Origin of the sequence: Lentzea sp. NPDC003310 (genome assembly GCF_040610935.1) — a bacterium.
Taxonomy (GTDB): domain Bacteria; phylum Actinomycetota; class Actinomycetes; order Mycobacteriales; family Pseudonocardiaceae; genus Lentzea.
The window spans coordinates 11744-35093 of sequence record NZ_JBEXNC010000002.1 but is presented as its reverse complement, the minus strand read 5'-3'; the positions used below and the strand labels follow the sequence as shown (position 1 = coordinate 35093).

Annotated in this window: 20 protein-coding genes and 1 riboswitch; of the genes, 14 read left to right on the top strand and 6 right to left on the bottom strand. The window is 70.0% G+C overall.

Features of this window, described 5'->3' with window-relative positions; genetic code table 11:
- Positions 1-38 precede the first annotated feature (38 nt).
- Together ABZX02_RS02800 and ABZX02_RS02795 are read left to right on the top strand one after the other, a co-directional pair.
- Complete coding sequence (locus ABZX02_RS02800; RefSeq protein WP_355294389.1) at positions 39-986, top strand: SPFH domain-containing protein; 948 nt, start codon at positions 39-41, stop codon at positions 984-986.
- Positions 983-1834: a hypothetical protein gene (locus ABZX02_RS02795; protein WP_355294388.1), complete on the top strand. Its 852-nt coding sequence runs from the start codon at positions 983-985 to the stop codon at positions 1832-1834. The genes ABZX02_RS02800 and ABZX02_RS02795 overlap by 4 nt, the downstream gene beginning before the upstream one ends.
- Here the strand turns inward: ABZX02_RS02795 and ABZX02_RS02790 are convergent.
- Positions 1766-3043 (bottom strand): MFS transporter, encoded by a 1278-nt coding sequence (locus ABZX02_RS02790; protein ID WP_355294387.1) that lies wholly within the window; start codon positions 3041-3043, stop codon positions 1766-1768. The genes ABZX02_RS02795 and ABZX02_RS02790 overlap by 69 nt on opposite strands.
- Before the next feature lie 87 nt (positions 3044-3130).
- Between ABZX02_RS02790 and ABZX02_RS02785 the strand changes: the two genes are divergently transcribed.
- From ABZX02_RS02785 to ABZX02_RS02775, 3 genes are all read left to right on the top strand, one after another.
- The gene (locus ABZX02_RS02785; RefSeq protein ID WP_355294386.1) at positions 3131-4000 is read left to right on the top strand and encodes an SGNH/GDSL hydrolase family protein; all 870 of its coding nucleotides are present in this window, start codon (positions 3131-3133) and stop codon (positions 3998-4000) included.
- Between the two features lie 106 nt (positions 4001-4106).
- Complete coding sequence (locus ABZX02_RS02780; protein WP_355294385.1) at positions 4107-4472, top strand: SSI family serine proteinase inhibitor; 366 nt, start codon at positions 4107-4109, stop codon at positions 4470-4472.
- 90 nt (positions 4473-4562) lie between these two features.
- The gene (locus ABZX02_RS02775) at positions 4563-6440 is read left to right on the top strand and encodes an AarF/UbiB family protein (RefSeq protein WP_355294384.1); all 1878 of its coding nucleotides are present in this window, start codon (positions 4563-4565) and stop codon (positions 6438-6440) included.
- On the opposite strand, the gene ABZX02_RS02770 is transcribed toward ABZX02_RS02775, so the two are convergent.
- Positions 6437-6841 carry a hypothetical protein gene (locus ABZX02_RS02770; protein WP_355294383.1) on the bottom strand — a complete coding sequence of 135 codons (405 nt, stop codon included), beginning with the start codon at positions 6839-6841 and terminating at the stop codon, positions 6437-6439. The genes ABZX02_RS02775 and ABZX02_RS02770 overlap by 4 nt on opposite strands.
- A 70-nt stretch (positions 6842-6911) precedes the next feature.
- Between ABZX02_RS02770 and ABZX02_RS02765 the strand changes: the two genes are divergently transcribed.
- The 3 genes from ABZX02_RS02765 to ABZX02_RS02755 all read left to right on the top strand — a co-directional run bounded on the left by ABZX02_RS02765 (position 6912) and on the right by ABZX02_RS02755 (position 11242).
- On the top strand, positions 6912-7562 hold the full coding sequence (locus ABZX02_RS02765) for a VTT domain-containing protein (protein WP_355294382.1): 651 nt from the start codon (positions 6912-6914) through the stop codon (positions 7560-7562).
- Between the two features lie 491 nt (positions 7563-8053).
- Positions 8054-10810, top strand: a complete 2757-nt coding sequence (locus tag ABZX02_RS02760; protein WP_355294381.1) for an LAGLIDADG family homing endonuclease — start codon at positions 8054-8056, stop codon at positions 10808-10810.
- Positions 10811-10888: 78 nt separating this feature from the next.
- Positions 10889-11242 (top strand): helix-turn-helix domain-containing protein, encoded by a 354-nt coding sequence (locus tag ABZX02_RS02755; protein ID WP_355294380.1) that lies wholly within the window; start codon positions 10889-10891, stop codon positions 11240-11242.
- Between the two features lies 1 nt (position 11243).
- On the opposite strand, the gene ABZX02_RS02750 is transcribed toward ABZX02_RS02755, so the two are convergent.
- Together ABZX02_RS02750 and gcvH are read right to left on the bottom strand one after the other, a co-directional pair.
- A complete protein-coding gene (locus tag ABZX02_RS02750; protein WP_355294379.1) occupies positions 11244-12608 on the bottom strand; it encodes an L-serine ammonia-lyase in 1365 nt (454 codons plus the stop codon).
- A gap of 28 nt (positions 12609-12636) precedes the next feature.
- Entirely contained in the window at positions 12637-13020 is a 384-nt protein-coding gene (gene gcvH, locus ABZX02_RS02745; RefSeq protein ID WP_355294378.1) for a glycine cleavage system protein GcvH, read from the bottom strand.
- Between the two features lie 62 nt (positions 13021-13082).
- Positions 13083-13176, bottom strand: a riboswitch (glycine riboswitch).
- A gap of 225 nt (positions 13177-13401) precedes the next feature.
- Here gcvH and ald point away from each other — a divergent pair.
- The gene (gene ald / locus ABZX02_RS02740) at positions 13402-14514 is read left to right on the top strand and encodes an alanine dehydrogenase (protein ID WP_355294377.1); all 1113 of its coding nucleotides are present in this window, start codon (positions 13402-13404) and stop codon (positions 14512-14514) included.
- 54 nt (positions 14515-14568) lie between these two features.
- On the opposite strand, the gene ABZX02_RS02735 is transcribed toward ald, so the two are convergent.
- Together ABZX02_RS02735 and ABZX02_RS02730 are read right to left on the bottom strand one after the other, a co-directional pair.
- On the bottom strand, positions 14569-15249 hold the full coding sequence (locus tag ABZX02_RS02735; RefSeq protein WP_355294376.1) for a TetR/AcrR family transcriptional regulator: 681 nt from the start codon (positions 15247-15249) through the stop codon (positions 14569-14571).
- 9 nt (positions 15250-15258) lie between these two features.
- Positions 15259-16707 carry an MFS transporter gene (locus ABZX02_RS02730; RefSeq protein ID WP_355294375.1) on the bottom strand — a complete coding sequence of 483 codons (1449 nt, stop codon included), beginning with the start codon at positions 16705-16707 and terminating at the stop codon, positions 15259-15261.
- A 347-nt stretch (positions 16708-17054) separates the two neighbouring features.
- Between ABZX02_RS02730 and ABZX02_RS02725 the strand changes: the two genes are divergently transcribed.
- The 5 genes from ABZX02_RS02725 to ABZX02_RS02705 are packed head-to-tail and all read left to right on the top strand — an operon-like array spanning position 17055 to position 23298.
- A complete protein-coding gene (locus tag ABZX02_RS02725) occupies positions 17055-17237 on the top strand; it encodes a hypothetical protein (protein ID WP_045312139.1) in 183 nt (60 codons plus the stop codon).
- A complete protein-coding gene (locus ABZX02_RS02720; RefSeq protein WP_355294374.1) occupies positions 17237-17674 on the top strand; it encodes a hypothetical protein in 438 nt (145 codons plus the stop codon). Before ABZX02_RS02725 ends, ABZX02_RS02720 begins: the two co-directional genes overlap by 1 nt.
- Before the next feature lie 22 nt (positions 17675-17696).
- Positions 17697-18650: an ABC transporter ATP-binding protein gene (locus ABZX02_RS02715; RefSeq protein ID WP_355294373.1), complete on the top strand. Its 954-nt coding sequence runs from the start codon at positions 17697-17699 to the stop codon at positions 18648-18650.
- Complete coding sequence (locus ABZX02_RS02710; RefSeq protein WP_355294372.1) at positions 18650-19525, top strand: hypothetical protein; 876 nt, start codon at positions 18650-18652, stop codon at positions 19523-19525. The genes ABZX02_RS02715 and ABZX02_RS02710 overlap by 1 nt, the downstream gene beginning before the upstream one ends.
- Before the next feature lie 26 nt (positions 19526-19551).
- Positions 19552-23298, top strand: coding sequence for an ABC transporter ATP-binding protein (locus ABZX02_RS02705; protein ID WP_355294371.1), 3747 nt, complete (start codon positions 19552-19554; stop codon positions 23296-23298).
- Positions 23299-23350: the final 52 nt, after the last annotated feature.

The window sequence follows — 23350 nt, the reverse complement described above, 5'->3', positions numbered from 1 at the left end:
GTCCATCCCCGATCCCCACTGACGAGGAGCACTTCCCGATGGCCGACATCAGCACCTACCCCGGACTCCGCCACCTCAGGGGCGCCCCGACCGTCCACGTGCGACACGTGCGCAAGGGCGCGGTCGTCCACGAGGGAACGGGGCTGAGCTTCTGGTTCCGCCCGAGGACCGCGGTGCTGAGCGAGGTGCCGGTGGACGACCGGGAGCTCCCGATGCTCTTCCACGCGAGAACCCGGGACTACCAGGACGTGACGGTCCAGCTGACCATCACCTACCGCTGCACCGACCCGGAGACGGCCACGGCGCGCATCGACTTCTCGATCGACCCCGACACCGGCACCTGGCGGCAGGACCCGTTGAGCCAGATCGCCAACACCCTCACCGAGAGCACGCAGCAGCACGCCCTCAAGACGCTCGGCGGCCTCGACCTGGAGACCGCCATCAAGACCGGCGTCGAACGGGTCAAGGAGGCCGTCGCCGGCAACCTGACCGCTGCCCACATCGGCCTCGAGATCATCGACGTCCGCGTGGTCGCGATCCGCCCGGACGCCGACATGGAGAAGGCGCTGCAGACGACCATCCGCGAGAAGGTCCAGCAGGAGGCCGACAAGGCCACCTACGAACGCCGCGCCATCGCAGTCGAGCGCGAGCGGGCGATCAGCGAGAACGAGCTGCAGAACCAGATCGAGCTCGCGAAGCGCGAAGAGCTCCTGGTGGTGCAACGCGGTGCGAACGCGTTGAAGAAGGCCGAGGACCACGCGCGGGCGAGCCGCGTCGCCGACGACGCCAAGGCCGACGGCATCCGCAAGCTCGCGGAAGCCGAGGCAGCGGGCGAGAAGGCGCGTCTCGAGGCCTACCGCGACGTGCCGCAGGCGACGCTGCTCGCGTTGGCGGCCAAGGAACTCGCGGGCAACCTGCCCGAGATCGGCAGCATCACCCTGACGCCGGACGTCATCCAGCCGATCCTGCAGCGGCTCGCGCGATGAGCCTCGCCCCGCGAATTGTGCTGGTGCACCGCCGCACCGAGCTGACAGAGTTGCTGGCACGACACGGGACGCGAGGGCAGGTCGAGTTCTTCCTCAAGTCCCGCAACAGAACCCTGGACGAGGTGGTGGAGCGTGACCAGCAGGCCCGGAGGGCGTTGGGAGACGTCGGCGCCGCGATCCCGCTGGACTGGCGCCGCGGCGTCGTCGAGCGGGAAGACCTGTCGCGGTTCCTGTTCGCGCCCGAGGACGTCGTCGTCATCGTCGGTCAGGACGGACTGGTCGCCAACGTCGCCAAGTACCTCGACGGCCAGCCCGTGATCGGCATCAACCCCGACCGGGGCGTGCTCGCGAAGCACGCCCCCTCCGACGCCGCGGAACTGTTGCACAGCACGGGGAACACCGAGGACCGCACGATGGTCGAGGCCCGGTCGGACGACGGCCAGGTCCTCTGCGCGCTCAACGAGGTCTACGTCGGCCACCCGAGCCACCAGACGAGCCGCTACCGGGTGGAGGGCGAACGCCAGGCGTCGTCCGGAATCCTCGTCGGCACCGGCACCGGCGCCACGGGCTGGTGCAGCTCGGCCCACCGCGAGCGCAGGAGCCCGCTCGCCCTCCCCGCGCCGACCGAGCACCGGCTGGTCTGGTTCGTCCGCGAGGCCTGGCCGTCGCCGACCACCGGCATCGAGCACACCGAGGGCGAGATCACCGACGCGCCGCTGGAGATCGACGTGGAGTCGGACGGCCTGGTGGCGTTCGGCGACGGCATCGAGAGCGACGCGCTACGACTGGGCTGGGGTCAGCGGCTGAGCATCGGGCTCGCCGCCCGCCGGCTCCGCCTCGTGCGCTGACCCGATCACCAGCAGGCACGCGCCGGACAGCACGGCGCCCGCGATCAGGTAGAGCGCGACGGCCCAGGTTCCGGTGCGCAGCAACGACTGCGCGACCAGCGGCGCGAGCCCGCCACCGAGCACCGCGCCGAGCTGGAAGCTCAACGCCACCCCGGTGTAGCGCACGCGCGTGCGGAAGAGCTCGGCGAAGTAGGCCGCGGACGGCCCGAACAACGCGGCCGAGCCCACGAACCCGAGCACCATCGCGAACGTGAACCAGCCCGAGTCCGTGAGCCAGAACAGCGGGAACGCGAACGCGGCCTGGAAGATCGCCCCGCCGAACATCACCGGCAACCGGCCGATCCGGTCCGACAGCCACGCGAACGCGGGCACCGCCACCACCTGCGCCAGCGATCCCACGACCGTCGCGATCAGCAGGTCGTCGGCGGAGATCTTCAACGCCGTGCGCCCGTACCCGATCATGAACACGCTCAGCACGTAGATGAAGATCGTGAAGCCGAGGTTGACGCCGGCGCCCAGCAGCACGACGCGCCACCGGTCCCGCAGCACCTCCGCGATCGGCAGCCGTGCCTTGTCCACGCGGGCGAACCGCGGCGACTCGGCGACGCGCAGCCGGATGTAGAGCCCGATCCCGACCAGCACGACCGAGAACAGGAACGGCAACCGCCAGCCCCAGCTCAGGAAGTCCGGACCGGACGCGCGCGACGACACGTACATCGCGAGGTTCGCGAGCACCAGTCCGACCGGCGACCCGATGAACACCCAGCTGCCGTACCAGCCCCACCGCCCCGGCGGCGCGTGCTCGACGGCCATCAGCGACGCGCCGCCCTGTTCGCCGCCCATGAAGAAGCCCTGCACGAGCCGCAGCAGCACGAGCAGCACCGGCGCGAGGATGCCGACCTGGGCGTAGGTCGGCAGCAGGCCGATCATCGCCGTCGAGACACCCGTGACCGTCAACGTGATCACCAGCATCGCGCGGCGCCCGACCCGGTCGCCCAGGTGCCCGATCACCGCGCCGCCGAGCGGCCGGGCGAGGAAGCCCGCGCCGAACGTCGCGAACGCGAGCAGCACGCCGACGCGCGAGTCGAACTGCGGGAAGAAGATCTTGTCGAACACCAGCGCGGACGCCGTGCCGTAGAGCAGGAAGTCGTACAGCTCGATCGTGTTGCCGACAGCCGAAGCCACCGCCGCCCTGCGCGCCCCCGTCATCGTTCCAGCCTGGTCGAGGGATTGACACTGCGCAATGGTCCGGTCACCCTTCGTCCTACGTTCCTACTCTTCAGTAACGAGGTAGCAATGACGCGCCGAGTGACTGTTGTCTCCCTGCTCGCGGCCCTGTTCGCGGCCCTGCTGGCACCGCACGCCAGCGCCGCCCCGAAGTACCGGAACTACGTCTCGCTCGGCGACTCGTTCGTGTCGGGACCGTTCATCCCGCTGCAGCGGCTCGATCCGCTGAGCTGCTTCAAGTCCACCCAGAACTACCCGTCGGTGCTCGCGCGGTCGTTGGGCGTCGCGAACTTCACCGACATCTCCTGCGGTGGTGCGCAGACCAAGGACATGGCCGGCGTCCAGTCCGGCATCCCCGGCCAGTCCGTCACGCAGTTCTCCGCCCTGAAGGCCGACACGGACCTCGTCACCGTCTCCATCGGAGGCAACGACATCGGGTTCTCCGACATCATCCTGACCTGCGCCGGCAAGAGCGTGCTCGACCCGAACGGCGCTCCCTGCAAGGCGAACTACGGCGACTCGCTGACCCAGCGCGTCGACGCCACCGCGCCCAAGGTGGCCGCCGTGCTCGCGGGCATCAAGCAGCGCAGCCCGAAGGCGAAGATCGTCGTCGTCGGCTACCTGCGCATCCTGCCGTCCTCCGGCGGCTGCTGGCCGATCGTGCCGATCTCGCGCGGCGACGTGCCGTACCTCGACGGCGTGCAGAAGCAGCTCAACGGAATGCTCGGCGCCCAGGCGAAGGCGGCCGGTGCCACGTTCGTGAACCCCTACGACATCAGTTCCGGTCGCGATACGTGCGCGGCACCGTGGGACAAGTGGGTCGAGGGCATCATCCCGACGAGTCTCGCGTTCCCGGTTCACCCGAATGCCAAAGGCATGGCAGCGGTGGGTAAGCAGGTGGCCGCCGCGCTCGCCGGGACGGAACTGAGCGGCGTCTAGTTGCACGCTCTTCCGGCGGTTTACACGATCCGGTGCTTACCGCTCAGTTGGTTGGAATTCGAGGTCCTTGCCGCGCCACAGTGTTGGCATGGCAAGGACCCGAATCTTGTTTGCCTGTCTCGCGCTCGCCGCCCCGCTCTTCCCGGCGACAGCGCAGGCGGCACCCCTGCTCCCCGCATCCGGCCTGGTGCTGTCGGTGCAACCGGAGATGGGCACGCTCAGCACCACGCAGCTGAACTGCGAACCCGCAGGCGGACTGCACAAGCACGCCCAGCAGGCGTGCGACCAGCTCATGCCCGTCGAAGGCGACTTCCGCAGACTGCGGGACACCGGCGCGATGTGCACGATGGAGCTGAACCCGACCAAGGCCACGTTGCGCGGCAAGTGGCGCACCAAGCGGATCGACTTCCAGCAGGTGTTCTCGAACCCGTGCGTGCTGCGCGCGTACACCGGCAAGGTCTTCGACTTCTGATCCTCCCGACCGCGCCACCGGCGTTCCAGCGCACCGCCGTCGTGCTGGAACGCCGGTGGCGTTCAGGTTCCTGCGCCTAGAGTGCGGACCATGGGGGACTTCCTGGTCTACACGATCGGCTTCCCGATCACGTTCCTGCTGCTCGTCCTGGGCATGTCCCTGGCAGCACGGCGAATTCTCGGCCTGCGCGTCGGCCTGGTCCGCACCGCGCTCGCGTGCCTGCTCGCGATGGCCGTGGCGCAGGGCGTCTTCGGCGAGACCACCGCCGAGCCGTCCGCCGCACTGGTGACGGTCCAACTCGGACTGTCCATCCTCGCCGTGATCGCGGTGCTGGCGTTCGCCGAGGTCATCGTGCCGACCGGCTCGATCCCGCCGCCCACCGAGTGGTGGGGCGTGCTGCGCCGCCGGATCGCGCGCACCCGGCGGTACTCGCGCATCACGGCGATCGCGGTCCGCCACGGACTCGGGCCGTACCTGCGCGGCCGGGAGCGCACCGACACCGGGCTGGCGCGGTCGTTGCGGCTCGCGCTGCAGGACGCCGGCGTGACGTTCGTGAAGCTCGGACAGGTGCTGTCGACGCGCGCCGACCTGCTGCCGCAGGACTTCGTCGACGAGCTGAGCCTGTTGCAGGACAAGGTGCCCGCGGCGAAGTGGGAGCAGGTCAGGGCGGTGCTCGACGCCGAGGTGGGCCTCGGCGCGTTCCGCGAGGTCGATCCCGAACCGCTCGCGGCGGCGTCGATCGCGCAGGTCCACCGCGCCGTGCTGGCCTCCGGCGCCGAGGTCGTCGTGAAGGTGCAACGCCCGGACGTGCGGGCGACCGCCGAGGGCGACCTGGACATCGTCACGCGGCTCGCCGAGAAGCTGCAGCGCACGCGGTGGGGCTCGGCGCTGGGCGTCCGCGACCTGGCGGCCGGGTTCGCGGCGGCGTTGCGCGAGGAGCTCGACTTCCGGATCGAGGCGCGCAACCTCGCGGCCGTGGCGGCGGCGTCGGACTCGACGGTCGGCCTGCCGCACGTTCACCTGTCGACCTCGCGCGTGCTCGTCATGGACCGCCTCGACGGTGTCCCGCTGCGCGGCGCCGCCCAGGACGAGGGCCTCGCCCGGACGCTGCTGCGGTTCGTGCTGCGCCAGGTGATGCTCGACGGCGTCTTCCACGCCGACCCGCACCCCGGCAACGTGCTGCTGCTCACCGACGGCCGCCTGGGCCTGCTCGACTTCGGCTCGGTCGGCCGGATCGACTCCGCGCTGCGCTCGGCGCTGCAACGGCTGCTGCTCGCGATCGACCGCAGCGACCCGGCCGGCCTCACCGACGCGTTGCTGGAGCTGACCTCACGCCCCGAGGACATCGACGAACAGCGACTCGAACGCGCCCTCGGGCAGTTCATGGCCCGCCACCTCGGCGCGGGCATGCGCCCGGACGTGGAGATGTTCGGCGACCTGTTCCTGATCGTGTCGCGTTTCGGCCTGAGCATCCCGCCGGAGATCGCGGCGGTGTTCCGGGCCCTCGCGACCCTGGAGGGCACGCTCGCGGTGCTCGCGCCGGGCTTCAACATCGTCGTGGAGTCGCGGTCGTTCGCCACCGAGCAGATCTCCGAACGGCTCACGCCGGAGTCGGTCCAGCGGACCATGGCCGAGGAGCTGCAGGCCGTGCTGCCGATGCTGCGCCGGCTGCCGCGGCGGATCGACCGGATCACCGGCGCGGTGGAGCAGGGCCGCCTCAGCATGTCGATGCGCCTCTTCGCGGACGAACGCGACAGGTCGTTCATCACCGGCCTGCTGCACCAGCTGATGCTGACCGCGCTGGGCGCGACGGCCGGGGTGATGGCGGTGCTGCTGCTCGGCTCGTCCGGCGGGCCGCGGATCTCGTCCGACGTCGGGCTGCACCAGGTGCTCGGCTACAACCTGCTGATCATCGCGGTGCTGCTGGGCCTTCGGGTCGTCGTGACGGTGCTGAGGCCGAGGTCCTAGAACTGCCTGCGGTACACGGACACGTCGTCGCGCCACACGCCGAACACGTCCGGCGCGGACTGGACGACCGTCATCTCGTTGAGGTGCCCGAGCACCCGCCAGGCGCGCGCAACCGCTTGCGCGCCCGCGTACGCGATGGTGCAGAACCGGCGCGGCTCGACGACCGTCCGCACGCGGTCGACGTGGCCGACGCTCATCGGCGTGTCCTGCCAGAGGTCCAATGTGTACCCGGTGCGGATGGGGTCGCCGGACCCCAGCACGCCCTCGATGCTCACCACCAGCCGGTCGTTCTCGAGCCTCAGGTCGTAGTGACCACTGCGCGGCGGGGTGCCGCCGGTGTATGCGGAGCGTGCCGGGTCGAGCACCCAGTGCCCCAGAAAAGGCACGAGATCGTCACTCATGAGTGTCCCTTCGCGGAACCTGCGCCACTGGCGGATTGTCCGGCGGATCGACGTGGGCGACCATCACCCGATGAGTTATGAGACGGGCGTCCGGTGGAAGTGGATACCGGCCGTCGTGCTCGGCTTCGTGCTGCTGAGCTGGATCGTGTTCGAGGCACTCGACCTCATCGACTTCGACGGTGTCGTGACGTGGGTGCGCGGCATCGACCCGGCGTGGGCGGCGGTGGCGATCTTCGCCCTGCTCGTCGTGGACGTGCTGCTGCCCGTGCCGTCCACTCCGCTCATCGTGCTGGCGGGAACGGCACTCGGCCTGCCCCTCGGGCTGGCACTCGCGGTCATCGGATCCCTGGGTTCCTCTGCCGCAGGGTACGCCCTGGGGCGGTTCGCGGGGCCGTGGCTGGTGCGCCGGGTGGTGACCATCGAGGAGCTGACCGAGATGCGGCGCTGGGGCCGCCAGTTCGGGCCGTGGTTCTTCGGCGTGGCACGCGGCATCCCGATGATGGCGGAGACCGTGTCCGTGTCCGCCGGCGTCTCCCGCGTGTCTTTCCGGACCTTCATGTCGTTCACGCTCATCGGCACCCTGCCGATTTGCGCCGCCTACGTGTTCGCGGGGTCCAAGGCGGACACCGTGGAACAGATCGTGATGATCAGCGCGGTCGGATTCCTGCTCACCGTCGGCCTCTTCTACCTCCTTCGCCGGCTCGTGAAGACGGCGCCGTAGAAAAACCCGTTGCGCGCCGTGGTTGTATTAATGGGCGCCCGGTGCGCAGCGGAGGGTTACTTCGGTGATTACTCAGGTTCAACTCCTGAGGCCGGTCTCGGCCGGTCTCGCTCACCCCGGTGAGCACGTCACCTTCCGCGATTTGATCTCGGGCGTCCACAACTCCACATTCCGCCGGAATTAATTCACTGGCGCGGTGTGGTTGCATAGAAATCGCACCCGGTGCGAAGCCAACGGATACTTCGTCTTCAAAACGCAACTGTGCCGTTGGCGGCTTGATCTCGGGAGCGCACAACTCCACACGTGTCCGGTGCGAAGCAGAGGGTTACTTCCACTGTTAATGGGCGGGTTGCGGGTTCGAATCCCGCCAGGCGGGCAACCGGCTGTAGCTCAATCTGGCAGAGCAGCAACGTACCTTCCGCGACCTTGATCTCGGACACGTGTGGGGTCTGTGGGCTCCCCTTTTGTTTTCTTCGAGGGGGAAAGAGCCGATGGCGAAGTTCAACATCTTCCGCGCACGTCCGGCGGGCACCAGCCCGGTCGCCACGGCGCCCGTTCCGACCGACGTCACCCACGAGGGCGGCGACGGCTACGCGCGCGACACCAGGTCCGAGCTGTTCCTGCTCGCCGTGGCGAACATGGGCGGCGAGGCCACCTTCTACGAGTCCGCCGACCAGCGCGACAGCCGCTTCGCGCAGCTCGTCCACACCGCGGCGCTGTCCGATCCCGAGTGGACCGCGCGCCTGCTCGCGTGGCTGCGGGGCGAGGCGAACATGCGCACCGCGTCGCTCGTGGGCGCGGCCGAGTTCGTCCACGCGCGCCTGCTCTTCGAGTCGAGCGCCGGCGTCACCAACCGCGCCGTCGTGGACTCGGTGCTGCAGCGGGCGGACGAGCCGGGCGAGCTCCTCGCGTACTGGACCAGCAGGTACGGCCGCAGCGTCCCGAAGCCGATCAAGCGCGGCATCGCCGACGCCGTCCGCCGCCTCTACAACGAGCGCGCCGTCGCCAAGTGGGACAGCGACGCCCGCGGCTTCCGCATGGCCGACGTGCTGAACCTCGCGCACCCCTCGCCCGTCGCACCGTGGCAGGGCGCGCTGTTCCAGCACGTCCTGGACGTGCGCCGGTCCTCGGACACCCCCGTGCCCGCCGACCTGCGCGTTCTCGCGGCGCGCCGGGAGCTCATGGCGTGGCCGGTGGAGCAGCGGCGTGCGCTCTTCTCGCGTCCGGACGCGGTCGAGGTGCTGCGGTCGGCGGGGATGACGTGGGAGTCGGTGGCCGGGTGGCTGCAGGGGCCGCTCACGCGTGAGGTGTGGGAGGCGCTCGCGCCGTCCATGGGGTACATGGCCTGCCTCGCCGAGGGCACCCCGGTCTGGCTCGCCGACGGCACCACCGCGCCGATCGAGGAGGTCGTCGCCCGTCGGCTGCCGGTTCTCTCGTACGACAAGGCGTGGGACACCCGCCCGGTCAAGTACGGCGCGAACCAGGGGCCGCGCGACCACTCGGTGGGCACCCTCGTCCCGACCGTTCCGTCGGCCTGGCTCGACACCGGCATCCGGCCTGTCCTGTCCATCCGGTTCGCGTCCGGCCGCGTGGTCGATGCCACGACGGACCACCGGTGGATTCGACAGCGACGTGCCGGGCGCCAGGCGTGGGAGTGGACGACGTCCGCCGAACTCCGACCAGGTGACCGCATCCCTGCGCCGCTCACGGCCGGCTACTTCGGTGACGAGGGCGATGCGTGGGACGGGTACTTCGTCGGCGCGATGCTCGGCGACGGCGGCATGACGGCGCTGACCCCCGAGTTCCACGGAGATCCTGACGACGGCGCGGTCGCTTTCCTACGTGAATACGCGGCGAAGCACGGTTGCGGCGTCACCGAGACCGCGAACGGGAAGATCGTTCGACTGCGGTTCCCGTTCAAGCAGTGGAAGCGCAACCCGCTGACGGAGGTCCTGCGCGCCTACGACGTGTGGGGCAAGCGGTGCGAGGTCAAGGCACTGCCCACCCGGCCGTTCAGCCGCGAGTTCTGGATCGGTGCGCTCTCCGGGCTGATCGACACGGACGGCTGCGTGCGTGAGCGCGTCAACGCGAAGGGCACGGTCCACGGCGCGGTCGAGTACGGGACGGTGTCCCGCCGACTGGCGGAGCAGGTCTCGGACGCGTTGCTGCGGCTCGGTGTCACCAACATCGTCCGCGAGCGCTCGGTACGTGTGGGCACCGGACACATCCAGGGCCGGCACCCGATCCACATCGTCGAGGTGAACCGCGCCACCGCTCTGGTTCGGCTCGCGGAACTACTGGACCTGCGCATCGGGTACAAGGCCGCAAAGCTCGCACGACTCGCGGAACTGCTGGCGCACGTGGCGCCCGCGCACAGTGAAATGCACGGCTACGACGAAGCGGTCGCACTGGACCGGATCGTGTCGATCGAGGATGGAGGTGAGCGCCCGACCTACTGCGTGACGGTGGAGCCGTCGAACGTCTTCGTGGCGGCAGGTCTGGTCACCGGCAACTGCCTCCGAAACCTCAGGAACTTCGACGAGGCCGGCATGTCCGACGAGGCAGCGGCAGCCGTCGCGGCACGTCTGGCCGACCCCGGCCAGGTAGCGCGCTCGCGGCAGTTCCCGTTCCGCTTCCTCTCCGCGTACGAGGCGGCACCGACCCTGCGCTGGGGCTACGCCCTGGACCAGGCGCTGCAGCTGTCGCTGCGGAACCTGCCCGCACTGCCGGGCCGCTCGCTGGTCCTCGTCGACACCTCGGGGTCGATGACGGGCCTCGGCTTCTCGGCCCGCTCGAAGGTCAGCCCGGTGAAGGCCGCGGCGATCTTCGGCGTCGCCCTGGGCGCGAAGGGCGAGCAGGTCGACGTGGTCGGGTTCGCGGACGGCACGTTCCGGCACGACGTCAAGCAGGGCTCGTCGGTCCTGCGCGGGGTGGAGCGGTTCCTGCAGAGGGTCGGCGAGGTCGGGCACGGCACCGACATCATCGGGTCGCTCAAGCGCTCCTACCGGGGGCACGACCGCGTGTTCATCATCTCGGACATGCAGACGATCTCCGGGCCGTACGGGCAGGGCGTCTCGGACGTCGTGCCGGCGCACGTGCCGGTCTACGGGTTCAACCTGAACGGGTACCAGCGCGCGGCGTACGCCACCGGCACGGCCGGTCGTCACGAGTTCGGCGGCCTGTCCGACGCGACGTTCCGGGCCATCCCCCTGCTCGAGGCGGGCCGGAACGCGGACTGGCCGTTCTGACGGTGTGAGAGCTCTCCCTGACGTGGAGAGCTCTCACACTTACTATCAGTTAGCGTTTTGACCAGCTATGATGCCGTCATGGACTACAACGTGTTCGCGAAGGCGTGCCCGTCACGTCCCACGCTGGAGCACGTCACGGGCAGGTGGGGCGGCCTCACGCTGGGCGTGCTCGTGGACGGCCCGCTGAGGTTCAACGAACTGCGCCGCCGCGTCGACGGGGTCAGCGAGAAGATGCTGTCCCAGACGTTGCAGGCGCTCGAACGCGACGGGCTCGTGCACCGGGAAGCCCAGAACACGAACCCGCCGCGTGTCGACTACAGCCTGACGCCGCTCGGGCGCGAGACGGCGGACAGGCTGCTCGCGCTCATCCAACTGCTGGAGGCGCGCATGCCCGAGGTGCTGGCGGCGCAGGCCGCCTACGACGCTCGCTGAGTCAGCACTCGATCACGTTCACGGCGAGTCCGCCGCGAGCGGTTTCCTTGTACTTCACCGACATGTCCTTGCCGGTGTCGCGCATGGTCTTGATGACCTTGTCGAGCGACACGAAGTGCGAGCCGTCGCCCCGCAACGCCATCCGCACCGCCGTGATGGCCTTGATGGACGCGACGGCGTTGCGCTCGATGCACGGGATCTGCACCAGGCCGCCGATCGGGTCGCACGTGAGGCCCAGGTTGTGCTCCATGGCGATCTCGGCGGCGTTCTCGACCTGTTCCGGGGTGCCGCCGAGCACCTCGGCCAGGCCGCCCGCGGCCATCGAGCAGGCCGAGCCGACCTCGCCCTGGCAGCCGACCTCGGCGCCGGAGATCGAGGCGTTCTCCTTGAACAGCACGCCGATCGCGCCCGCCGTGAGCAGGAACCTGACCACGCCGTCGTCGTTCGCTCCCGGCACGAACTTCGTGTAGTAGTGCAGGACCGCCGGGACGATGCCGGCCGCGCCGTTGGTCGGCGCGGTGACGACGCGGCCGCCCGCCGCGTTCTCCTCGTTGACCGCGAGCGCGAAGAGCGTGACCCAGTCCATGACCCGCAGCGGGTCGGTGACGAAGTGCTCGCTCTCCAAGCGCTTGCGCATCTCGGCGGCGCGGCGGCGGACCTTCAGGCCGCCGGGCAGGGTGCCGTGCTCGGTGCAGCCGCGTTCGACGCACTCCTGCATGACGTGCCAGATGTGCAGGAGTCCTTCCCGCACCTCGGTTTCCGTGCGCCACGACAGCTCGTTGGCCATCATGATCTCGCTGATCGACAGGCCGGTCTCGCGGCAGCGCGCGAGGAGCTGGTCGCCGGTCAGGAACGGGTGCGGCAACGGCGTGGTGTCCGGCTTGATCCGGTCGGTGCCGCTCGCGTTCTCGTCGACGACGAAGCCGCCGCCGATCGAGTAGTAGACGGCGTGCTCGACCGGCTTGCCGCCGCTGAACGCCTCGAAGCTCATCCCGTTGGGGTGCAACGGGAGTGACTTGCGGCGGTGCATGACGAGGTCGCGGTCGTGCGTGAAGCCGATCTCGTGCGTGCCGCCGAGCTTCAGCCGGCCGCCGGAGATGATCTCCTCGACGCGTTCCGCCGCGACGGACGGGTCGACCTCCTCGGGGAGGTTGCCCTCCAGGCCGAGGAACACGGCCTTGGGGCTGCCGTGGCCGTGCCCGGTGGCGCCGAGCGAGCCGAACAGCTGGACGTGCACGCGGTCCACTGTGGACAGGCGGTCGCCGAGCTTGTCGACGAACATCGCGGCCGCGCGCATCGGGCCGACGGTGTGGGAGCTCGACGGTCCGATGCCGACGGAGAACAGGTCGAAAACGCTGATCGCCACTGATCAGTCCTTCGTGGTGGTGGGGCGGTCAGTCAGTGTTGGTGAGCTCGGCGTACTTCGCCGCGGTGAGCAGGTTCTCCGCCGAGTCGACGCGGACCTTGAACAGCCAGCCCTCGCCGTACGGGTCGCTGTTGACGATCGCCGGGTCCTGGACGACGGCGTCGTTGACCTCGATGACCTCGCCGGTGACGGGCGAGAACAGGTCACTGACGGACTTGGTGGACTCGAGCTCGCCGCAGACGGCGTTGGTGACGACCTTGGCACCGACCTCGGGCAGCTGCACGTACACGATGTCGCCGAGGGCGTCGGCGGCGTACTCGGTGATTCCGCAGGTCAGCGGGTCCTGGGTACCCGGCGTCCAGTCGACCCACTCGTGCTCGACGGTGTAGAGCAGGTTGTCGGGGAACTCCACGGCGACTCCTCTGGCTGTGACGGATGCAGGAAACTTGCGCCCCCTCCGCCGTGCAGAGTTGCCTACCCCGAGTGGTCTTGCTGCCTGAGAGTGTGCGGGAGCTTGCCCCTTCGGCGCCCCGACTGCGCTCGTCGAGGTCTCTCCCACGCGGGTTCTGGCGCTCGCGCGCCGCGGCCGGTGTTCAGTTGTCCGGGCCGAACGCTATGTGCGGCCCCCGCCGAGTGTCAACGCGAGACCGTCGAGTGGAACGCGAACCACGCTCAGGTCGCTCTGTCCCAAGTGAACAATCGCGGGGTGCCCGGATAGTGCGATCCGCACAGTGACATGACCTTCCGACTGCCCCACATTGTGAGATGTCGGCCACCGAACGGAGGAGTCATCGTGCGGATCGCAGTTCCCCGCGAGATCAAGAACCACGAGTACCGCGTCGCTCTCACCCCTGCCGGTGCGCACGAGCTGACGAGCCGCGGGCACGACGTGTTCGTCGAGCAGGGCGCCGGTCTGGGCTCCGCGATCACCGACGAGGAGTACCTCGCCGCGGGCGCGAAGATCCTCGCGTCGGCCGACGACGTCTGGGCCGAGGGTGACATGGTCCTCAAGGTCAAGGAGCCGATCGCGGAGGAGTACCCCCGCCTGCGCGCCGGCCAGACCCTCTTCACGTACCTGCACCTCGCCGCCGACAAGCCGCTGACCGAGGCGCTGCTCGCGTCCGGCACGACGGCCATCGCGTACGAGACCGTGCAGCTGCCGAACCGCGCGCTGCCGCTGCTCGCCCCGATGTCCGAGGTCGCGGGCAGGCTCGCCCCGCAGGTCGGCGCGTTCATCCTGATGAAGCCCTCCGGCGGCCGCGGCGTGCTGCCCGGTGGCGTCCCCGGTGTCGCCCCGGCCCGCGTGGTCGTGATCGGCGGCGGCGTGGCGGGCATCAACGCCGCCACGATCGCCGTCGGCATGGGCGCGGACGTGCAGATCCTCGACACCAACGTCGACCGCCTGCGCCAGATCGACGCCCAGTTCCAGGGCCGCCTGCGCACGCTCGCGTCGAACTCGTTCGCGATCGAGCAGGCCGTCCGCGAGGCCGACCTGGTCATCGGCGCCGTGCTCGTCCCCGGTGCCGCCGCGCCGAAGCTGGTCTCGAACGCGCTGGTCGCCGAGATGAAGCCGGGCTCGGTGCTCGTCGACATCGCGATCGACCAGGGCGGTTGCTTCGAGGACTCGCGCGCCACCACGCACGCCGAGCCGACCTACGAGGTCCACAACTCGGTGTTCTACTGCGTCGCGAACATGCCGGGCGCCGTGCCGCGCACCTCGACCTACGCGCTGACCAACGTGACGCTGCCGTACGCGGTCGCGCTGGCCGACAAGGGCTGGGAGAAGGCGCTCAAGGACGACCGTTCGCTCGCCCTGGGCCTCAACGCGCACGCCGGCAAGCTGACCAACGGCCCGGTGGCCGAGGCGACCGGCCTGCCGCACACGCCGCTCGAGTCCGTGATCTGAAAGCCAACTGAATGAGGAAGCCCCCGCACGCGTGAATCGCTGCGGGGGTTTCGCCTATCTGAGGGCGGCGACGCGCGCCTTGATGCCGTCGATCACGCAGTCCAGCCCGAACTCGAACTGCCCCTCGAGCGTCCAGATCTCCTGCACGTCCAGCATCTTCACGTAGTTCGGGTGCTTCTCCCGGTGCAGGTCGGCGATCTTCGCCAGGTCGGGCGGGGGCGAGTCCATCCCACCGCGGGCGACGAAGTTGACCTCCGCGATCGAGTACCCCACGGCGAAGCTGGAGATCGTCGAGATCGACTGCGCCGCCGCGCCCAGCGACAGGCCGGCCCCCAGCATGGTCGTGAGCATCGCGTCGCTCATCGCCACGGCCTTGGGGCCGATGCTGTTGAACTCGCCCTGACCGCGGATCCACCACGGGTGCTTGTGCGCGAGATGACGCATCGCGTGCATCATCCCGCGCACCGCCGTCTCCCAGTCGTCGTCCGGGCCCGGCAGCGGGAACTCGCCGTAGACCTCGTCGAGGCAGAGCTCGATCAGCGCGTCCTTCGTCGGCACGTGCCAGTACAGCGACATGGGCGCCGCGCCGAGCGCCGCCGCGAGCTTGCGCATGGACAGCTTCGCCAGGCCGTCGGCGTCCAGCATCTCCATCGCCTTGCGGACGATGGCCTCCCGGCTCAGGCCGAGGGGCTGGCCGCTGCCGGGCCTGGGCTTGCCGAACCACACGCTCTCCACATCGCGATCCTAGGCACGCCGCAGCAACACGCTGGCCACAACACCTCCCATAAACACGGCGACCGCGCCGATCACGAGGCTCACGCTCATGCCGTTCGAGAACGCCTCCCGCACGACCGCGACGTCCGCGCCGCTGTGCAGCGCCTCGCTCAACGACCGGCCGGGAACGCCGTCCGGCAGCGAGGCCACGAATCGCGCCGACAGAAGTGCGCCGAGCACCGCGATGCCGAACGAGGAACCCAGTTCCGTCAACGTGCCCGACAACCCGGACGCGATGCCGGCGCGTTCCGGCGGGATCGAACCCATCAGCGCGTTCACCGCGACCGGTTGCGACACCCCGACTCCGACGCCGATGAGGACCAGGCCGGCGAGCGTCGGCGGGTAGGTCTCGCCGATCGACAGCAGCAGCACACCGGCCGCGACGACCGTCATGCCGAGCAGCATCGCGCGGCCCGCACCGAGCTTGACGACGAGCTGTCCCAGCGTGTTGCTGGTGACGAGCAACGCGATCGCCATCGGCGCCACGCGCACGCCGGCCTCCAGCGGGCTGTAGCCGAGCACGCCCTGGAGGTGCTGCGTCAGCAGGAAGAGCGAGCCGGCCATGCCGAACGCGGCCAGCACACCCGAGGCGACCGCGCCGGTGAACCGCCGGTTCCGGAAGAACCCGAGGTCGAGCATCGGGTCGGCGGTGTGCCGTTCCCACAGGGCGAACCCGGTCATGGCGACCAGGCCGATCGTGACCGGCACGCCGAACTCGGCCGAGCCGAACCCGTGCTCCGGCACCTCGATCACCGCGTACACGATCGACACCATGCCGACGATCGACAGCACCGAGCCGAGCACGTCGGGCCTGCGCACGGTCGGGTCCTTCGACTCCGGCACCAGGAACGCGACGGCGGCGATCGCGAGCAGCGCCACCGGCACGTTGATCAGGAACACCGAGCCCCACCAGAAGTGCTTGATCAGCGCGCCGCCGATCACCGGCCCCGCTGCGAACCCGAGACTCGTGACGGCGGCCCAGATGCCGATGGCCTTGGGGCGCTCCTTGTCGTCGAACAACTGCATGAGCACGGCGAGCGTGCCCGGCATCAGCACGGCGGCGCCGATGCCCATGAAGCCGCGGGCCGCGATCAACGCCTCGGACGACCCCGCGTACGCCGCCACCGCGCTGCCCGTGCCGAACAGCACCAGGCCGGCCAGCAGAGCGCGCTTGCGGCCGAACCTGTCGCTCAACGAGCCCGTCGTGAGCAGCAGACCCGCCAGTGCGAGCGAGTAGGCGTTGATCATCCACTGGATGTCGGCGGTGCTCGCGTCCAAGCCCGTGGAGATGGACGGGATCGCCACGTTGAGCACGGTGTTGTCCAGCACCACGACCATCACGGACAGGCACAGCACGCCGAGCACGGCCCAGCGTTGCGGGTGCGGGTGCACCACGGCCTTCTCGGTCGTCGAAGTCATCGTTCCTCCCCCTTACGGTGTACGAGGAACTTACAGCGTACGAGACCGCAGGGCGCAAGCGGTTTTCGCTCGGAACAGAAGAGGAACAGACGGGGAGAAAAGAAAGGGCGGCCGCGCTCAACCAGCCTGGGGGTCACTGGGAGCGGGGCCGCCGTCACCAAATATAGCGGGCTTTGGCCGAGCGCGCCCAGCACCCCCGCCGAAACGCGACCCAAAAGTTTCCCCGAGTGGACCACTGCCCGTGTCCGGCCCGTCCAGCAAACGAGTGAATTCCCGATCGCGCGGTGCGGCGAGCAGGGGCTTCGGCCGATGAAGACGGAGTCGGGTGTCCCTCGAAGGGAGATTCCATGGCTGAACCACAGGGATGGATCCACTGCCACGACCCGTTCGGTCGTGACAGGTCGATGACCGTTCTGGTGGAGAACGACCGGGTCCTGCTGGTCACGCCACCGGGCGAGACCGCTGTGATGTCCGCCACCCAGACCCGCCGGTTGGGCTCTCTGCTCGACCAGGCCACGGCGAAGATGTGATGGACGAGACCCTGCGCGACGCGGTGCTGCAACGCCTGGCACTGCTGGACAAGGTCGCGGAGCACGGTGAGGCCGAGGCGCTGGTCCCGTTGGCCCGAGCGGAGATCCACCGCCTCGCGGACGGCTGGCGGCTCCTGCTCACGGTCCACCAGCCCGACGAGGACGGCCGCTGCAAGGCCTGTCCCGGCTGGCTGCGCCGCCGCCGGTGGCCTTGCCAGATCTGGAACATGGCGCACCAGCACCTGATCGGCGAGGGCCTGCCGCACCGCGAACGGCGGCGGCCGTTGCGCAACCCCTTCACTCGATCAGGTGTTATCGAACTGCCGGAGGAGACACCGGCCGAGATGACCACCGAGCTGCCGATCTTGACCGCCGAACACCCGGTGGTGCACCGCGCACCCGTCGTGACTCGTCCCAAGCACGCCTTGCCGGACTGATCCATCAGGCAGGATGGGCCGCATGCATGACGGCAGCGGCCTCATCGCGGTGCAGAACCTGACCAAGCAGTTCGGTCCGGTGACCGCGGTGCAGAACCTGAGCTTCACCGTGTCACCCGGCAGCGTGACGGGCTTCCTCGGCCCGAACGGCGCCGGCAAGACGACGACCCTGCGAATGCTGCTGGGGCTCGTGAAGCCGACGAGCGGCACGGCGACGATCAACGGGAGGCCGTTCCACCAGCTCGGTCACCCCGCCCGCGTGGTGGGCGCGGTGCTGGAGGCGCAGGGCTTCCACCCGAACCGGACGGCGCGCAACCACCTGCGCGTCTACGCGGCGGCGATCGGCGTTCCGGACGCGCAGGCCGACCAGGTCCTCGGACTGGTCGGCCTCTCCGGTGCCGCCGACCGCAACGTCGGCGGGTTCTCGCTGGGCATGAAGCAGCGGATGGCCGTCGCCACCGCGCTGCTCGGCGACCCGCAGGTGCTCGTCCTCGACGAACCGGCGAACGGCCTCGACCCCGAGGGCATCGCGTGGCTGCGGAACTTCCTGCAGTCGTTCGCGCGCATGGGCCGCACCGTGCTGATCTCCAGCCACCTGCTGGCCGAGGTCGAGCAGACCGTGGACCAGGTCGTGATCGTCTCGCGCGGGCAGACGATGTACTACGGCCCGCTGGACCACCTGCGCCAGCAGCAACAGCGCCGCGTCTTCGTGCAGCCGTCGGACATCGGCGCGCTCGCGACGGCGTTGCAGGCGGAGGGCGTCCACGGCCTCGAACAGCTGCCGGACGGCCGTCTCGCGGTGTCCGGAGTGGACTCCAAGCACGTCGCGGACGCCGCGTTGCGCGCGGGCGTGTCCGTGTACGGCATCCAGGAGGAGCAGGCCGACCTGGAGCAGATCTTCTTCCGGCTCACCAGCGGCCAGTACGCCGCGCCCGCGCCGGCTCCGTACCAGCAGCAACAGGGTGGTTGGGCCTGATGGGCAACCTCGTGCAGGCAGAGCTCCGCAAGACCACGACGACCACGCTGTGGTGGGCGCTGCTCATCCCGACCGTGCTGATCGCGCTGGGCGGCGGGCTGCTGTCCGGTCTGCTCGGCCAGTCGTTCGTCGAGGTCTTCTCCTCGTCGGAGGCGGAGCAGCTCTCGGACGCGCTCGGCGTGACGCCGGACCAGTGGAAGTTCGGCGTGCTCGGCATCGGCCGGACGATCAACCTGGCCACGCTGTTCCCGTTGATCTTCGGTGCGCTGGCGGTGGCGAACGAGGTCGGCTCGCGCACGATCACGACGACGTTCCTCACGGCGCCGTCGCGGGTGCACGCGATGGCGGCCAAGCTGATGGTCTACGCGCTGTGGGGCGCGATCTACGGCCTGGCGATCATCGGGTTCACCGCGCTCGGCATCGTGCTCACCAGCAAGTCCGGCCAGATGCCCGACGCGGGCGGCTGGGCGATGCTCGCGCTGGTCTGCGTGCTGGCCTCGATCCTCATGACGATGTTCGGCGTCGGCCTCGGGGCGCTGATCTCGAACTCCGCCGGCGTGGTCGTGCTGCTGATCATGTACTTCCTGGTGATCGAGAACGCGCTGCAGCTCGGCCTGCGCATCGCGGGCGTGCCGGAGACCGCGGTCGGGTTCCTGCCGAACGGGTCGGTGAACGGGCTGACCGGGTCCGTCGCGGTCGACCTGTTCCTGGCCGACGCGGGCGTCATCCCCGACGAGGGCGTCTACTGGCTGCGGGTCGTCGCGGGTGCCGGTGGCGCGCAGGCGTGGTGGCTGTCGGGCCTGATCTTCCTGGCCTGGGTCGGCGCCGCGTTCGGTGGCGGCTGGGCGCGCATGACCCAGAAGGACATCACCTGACCTGCGGTAACTGACGTCACGATTTTATGTCGGACCCCGAACGTACTGTGGGTCCCGTGACGAAGGGCTGGATCCGCCGACTGACCGCAGCGTGCTGGCAGCACCCCCGACTGGTGGTGTTGTCGGTGCTCGCCGCGGTCGTCGGCGTGGGTCTGCAGGCGGCGGGGCCGTTGCTGCTCAAGACGGCGATCGACGACTCGACGGCGGGCCGCACCGACCGGTTGTGGCCGTTGATGGTGGCGTTGATCGTGCTGGAGCTGCTGACGTTCGGGTCGGCGTTCTCGCGGCGGTACCTGGGCGGGCGGCTGGCGCTGAGCGTGCAGCACGACCTGAGGCTGGGTGTGTTCTCGTCGGTGCAGCGGCTCGACGGCGCGAAGCAGGACGAGCTGCGCACCGGGCAGATCGTGTCGCGGTCGATCACCGACCTGCAGCTGGTGCAGTCGTTGCTGATGATGGCGCCGCTGGCCATCGGCACGGTGGTGTTCGCGGTGGCCGCGCTGGCGGCGATGATCTACCTGTCGATCCCGCTGACGATCATCGCGGTGATCGTGCTGCCGCTGGTGGCGTGGCTCGCCGGGCGCACCAGGCTGACGCTGTTCCCCGCCACGTGGTCGGCGCAGCAGCGGGCGGCCGACCTGGCGCAGCACGTCGAGGAGACCGTCACCGGCGTCCGCGTGGTGAAGGGCTTCGGCCAGGAGGCGCGCGAGGTGGCCCGGCTGGAGAAGCACGCGAAGTCCCTGTTCGCGGAACGGATGCGGGCCGCGCGGTTGTCGTCGAAGCCGCTCGCCACGGTGACGGCGCTGCCGTTGCTCGGGCAGGTGGCGGTGCTGGGGCTGGGCGGCTGGCTCGCGTTGCACGGGCAGGTCACGCTGGGCACGTTCCTCGCGTTCACGACGTACGTGGCGAACCTGGTGGGGCCGACGCGGTTGCTGTCGAGCCTGATGGTGTCCGCGCAGCTCGCGCGGGCCGGCGTGGAGCGGGTCTACGAGCTGATCGACTCGCAGCCGGACGTGACGGACGGTCCCGGCGAGGTGCCGGACGGTCCGCTCGGGGTCTCGTTCTCGGACGTGACGTTCGGGTACGCGCGCAGCGAGCCGGTGCTGCGGGACTTCACGATCTCGGTCGCGCCGGGCGAGACGCTCGCGCTGGTGGGCACGGCGGGGTCGGGCAAGTCGACGGTGTCGTTGCTGCTGCCGCGGTTCTACGACGTGCACGCGGGTGCGGTGCGGGTCGGTGGCGCGGACGTGCGGACGCTGAAGCTGGAGTCGTTGCGCGGCGCGGTGGGCGTGGTGTTCGAGGAGGCGTTCCTCTTCTCCGACACGGTGTTCGCGAACATCGCGTACGGGCGTCCGGACTCCTCGCGCGAGGAGGTGGAGCGCGCCGCGAAGGCGGCGGAGGCGCACGACTTCATCGAGGCGCTGCCGCTCGGCTACGACACGGTGGTGGGAGAACGGGGTCTCACGCTGTCCGGTGGGCAGCGCCAGCGCGTCGCCCTGGCCCGCGCGCTGCTGTCCGATCCGCGCATCCTCGTGCTGGACGACGCGACGTCCGCGGTGGACAACGCGACCGAGGCGGCCATCCACGCGACGCTCGCGTCGGTCACGGCCGACCGCACGACGCTGCTGGTGGCGCACCGCCGGTCGACCCTCTCGCTGGCCGACCGCATCGCGGTGCTGGACGCGGGCCGCGTGGTCGACATCGGCACGCACGACGAACTGACCGCGCGCTGTTCCCTGTACCGCGACCTGCTGGCGGGGCCTGGCGAGGCGATCGAGTCCGCCGCACCGGTCACGGCCGGCGAACTGTGGCCCGAGGTGTCGCAGCAGGACCTCGACGACCAGCTGATCGCCGAGGCGAAGACGTCGTCGCCGGCCTCGGTCCCGTCCAGCAGGCGCGGCGGAGGGGGCGGAGGTGCCGCCGGCGGCGGGAGCATGGCCGCGCTGGCGGGTGGCCCGCCCACACCCGAGTTGCTGGCGCAGGTCCGGGCGTTGCCGCCGGCCACCGAGGTGCCAGTGCTGCACAACGACCCGCAGGCGCCCGATCCCGGGTTCCGGCTGGCCCGGCTGCTGAGTCCGGTCCGCTGGGCGCTCGGCGGCGTGGCGGCGCTGGTGGTGCTGGACGCGCTCGTCGGCATGGGCATGCCGTCGCTCGTGCGGTTCGGCATCGACGGCGGCGTGGTCGGTGGTGCCGAGTCGGCGCTGTGGCAGGCCGTGGCCCTGGGCGTCGGCCTGGTCGTGGCCGGCTGGCTGACCACGGCGGGCAGCACGATCTTCGCGGCCCGCCTGGGCGAGCGCCTGCTCTACCTGCTGCGCGTCCGCAGCTACGCCCACCTGCAGCGCCTCGGCCTCGACTACTACGAGCGCGAGATGGCCGGCCGCATCATGACGAGGATGACGACGGACGTCGACGCCCTCTCGACGTTCCTGCAGACCGGCCTCGTCACCGCCGTGATCAGCCTGATCACCGTCCTCGGCATCACCGCGGCCCTGGTCGTCACCGACGCCTCGCTGGCCCTGATCGCCCTGTCGGTGCTGCCGGTCCTGGCCGTGGCGACAGTGGTCTTCCAACGCCTCTCGTCCACCGCGTACGCCGAGGCCCGCGAACGGGTCAGCGCCGTGAACGCCGACCTGCAGGAGAACGTCTCGGGCCTGCGCGTCTCCCAGGCCTACACCAGGGAACGCCGCTCGGCCGAGGCGTTCGCCGAGCGCAGCGACGCCTACCGCCGCACCCGCATGCGGGCCCAGCGCTACATCGCCACGTACTTCCCTTTCGTGGCAATGCTCTCCGGCGTGGCCCAGGCCGTCGTCCTGGCCGTGGGCGCGCACCGAGTGGCGACCGGCAGCCTCACACCGGGCGTCCTGCTGGCGTTCCTGCTGTACCTGGGCCTGTTCTTCAGCCCGATCCAGCAGCTCTCCGGCGTCTTCGACGGCTACCAACAGGCGAGGGTGGGCCTGCGCCGGATCGGCGACCTGCTCCGCACCCCCAGCACCGTCGAACCCCCGTCCACCCCGACCCCGGTCCCACCCCGCCTGCGAGGCGAGGTGGAGCTCCGCAACGTCTCCTTCACCTACGCGGGCGCCGACACCCCGGCCATCGACGACGTGACCCTCCACGTGACCCCAGGAGAAACCGTCGCCCTGGTGGGCGAGACGGGCGCGGGCAAGTCGACGCTGGTCAAGCTGATCGCCCGCTTCTACGACGCCACCGAGGGCACGGTCCTGGTCGACGGCGTGGACATCCGCACCTACGACCTCTCGGCCTACCGCCAACGCCTCGGCGTGGTCCCGCAGGAGGCCCACCTGTTCGGCGGCGACCTGGCCACCAACGTCGCCTACGGCCGCCCCACAGCAACAGAACACGAGATCCAGGCAGCCACCGAGGCTGTGGGCGCCCTCCCGATGGTCGCCACCCTCCAGAACGGCTTCCGCCAGCCGGTGGGCGAACGAGGCAACCACCTCTCCGCAGGCCAACGCCAACTGGTCGCCCTGGCCAGAGCAGAGCTGGTCAACCCGGACCTCTTACTCCTCGACGAGGCGACAGCAGCCCTGGACCCGGCCACCGAATCAGCGGTGCTGGCAGCCAGCGACCACCTGACAGGCGCCAGAACCACCTTCGTGGTCGCCCACCGCTTAGCCACGGCGGCAAGGGCAGACCGCATCGTCGTCCTGGCAAACGGCCGAGTGGTCGAGCAGGGCACGCACGCCGCCCTGCTGGCGTCGAACGGCACCTACGCCCGCCTCTGGCACCACGGCAACACCCCAGAAGCAGCCTGACCACACACCGACAAGGCAGGCCGCCGCCCCGCGCGGCGGCCGGCGATCGCCC

What these genes read in the sequence shown, in the direction of transcription:
- ABZX02_RS02730 (WP_355294375.1), bottom strand. Translation starts at nt 16,707, where the DNA reads ATGACTTCGACGACCGAGAAGGCCGTGGTGCACCCGCACCCGCAACGC.
- ABZX02_RS02770 (WP_355294383.1), bottom strand. Translation starts at nt 6,841, where the DNA reads ATGAGTGACGATCTCGTGCCTTTTCTGGGGCACTGGGTGCTCGACCCG.
- ABZX02_RS02710 (WP_355294372.1), top strand. Translation starts at nt 18,650, where the DNA reads ATGGGCAACCTCGTGCAGGCAGAGCTCCGCAAGACCACGACGACCACG.
- ABZX02_RS02705 (WP_355294371.1), top strand. Translation starts at nt 19,552, where the DNA reads ATGTCGGACCCCGAACGTACTGTGGGTCCCGTGACGAAGGGCTGGATC.
- ABZX02_RS02800 (WP_355294389.1), top strand. Translation starts at nt 39, where the DNA reads ATGGCCGACATCAGCACCTACCCCGGACTCCGCCACCTCAGGGGCGCC.
- ABZX02_RS02755 (WP_355294380.1), top strand. Translation starts at nt 10,889, where the DNA reads ATGGACTACAACGTGTTCGCGAAGGCGTGCCCGTCACGTCCCACGCTG.
- ABZX02_RS02760 (WP_355294381.1), top strand. Translation starts at nt 8,054, where the DNA reads ATGGCGAAGTTCAACATCTTCCGCGCACGTCCGGCGGGCACCAGCCCG.
- ABZX02_RS02775 (WP_355294384.1), top strand. Translation starts at nt 4,563, where the DNA reads ATGGGGGACTTCCTGGTCTACACGATCGGCTTCCCGATCACGTTCCTG.
- ABZX02_RS02725 (WP_045312139.1), top strand. Translation starts at nt 17,055, where the DNA reads ATGGCTGAACCACAGGGATGGATCCACTGCCACGACCCGTTCGGTCGT.
- ABZX02_RS02715 (WP_355294373.1), top strand. Translation starts at nt 17,697, where the DNA reads ATGCATGACGGCAGCGGCCTCATCGCGGTGCAGAACCTGACCAAGCAG.
- ABZX02_RS02795 (WP_355294388.1), top strand. Translation starts at nt 983, where the DNA reads ATGAGCCTCGCCCCGCGAATTGTGCTGGTGCACCGCCGCACCGAGCTG.
- ABZX02_RS02785 (WP_355294386.1), top strand. Translation starts at nt 3,131, where the DNA reads ATGACGCGCCGAGTGACTGTTGTCTCCCTGCTCGCGGCCCTGTTCGCG.
- ABZX02_RS02765 (WP_355294382.1), top strand. Translation starts at nt 6,912, where the DNA reads ATGAGTTATGAGACGGGCGTCCGGTGGAAGTGGATACCGGCCGTCGTG.
- ABZX02_RS02790 (WP_355294387.1), bottom strand. Translation starts at nt 3,043, where the DNA reads ATGACGGGGGCGCGCAGGGCGGCGGTGGCTTCGGCTGTCGGCAACACG.
- ABZX02_RS02720 (WP_355294374.1), top strand. Translation starts at nt 17,237, where the DNA reads ATGGACGAGACCCTGCGCGACGCGGTGCTGCAACGCCTGGCACTGCTG.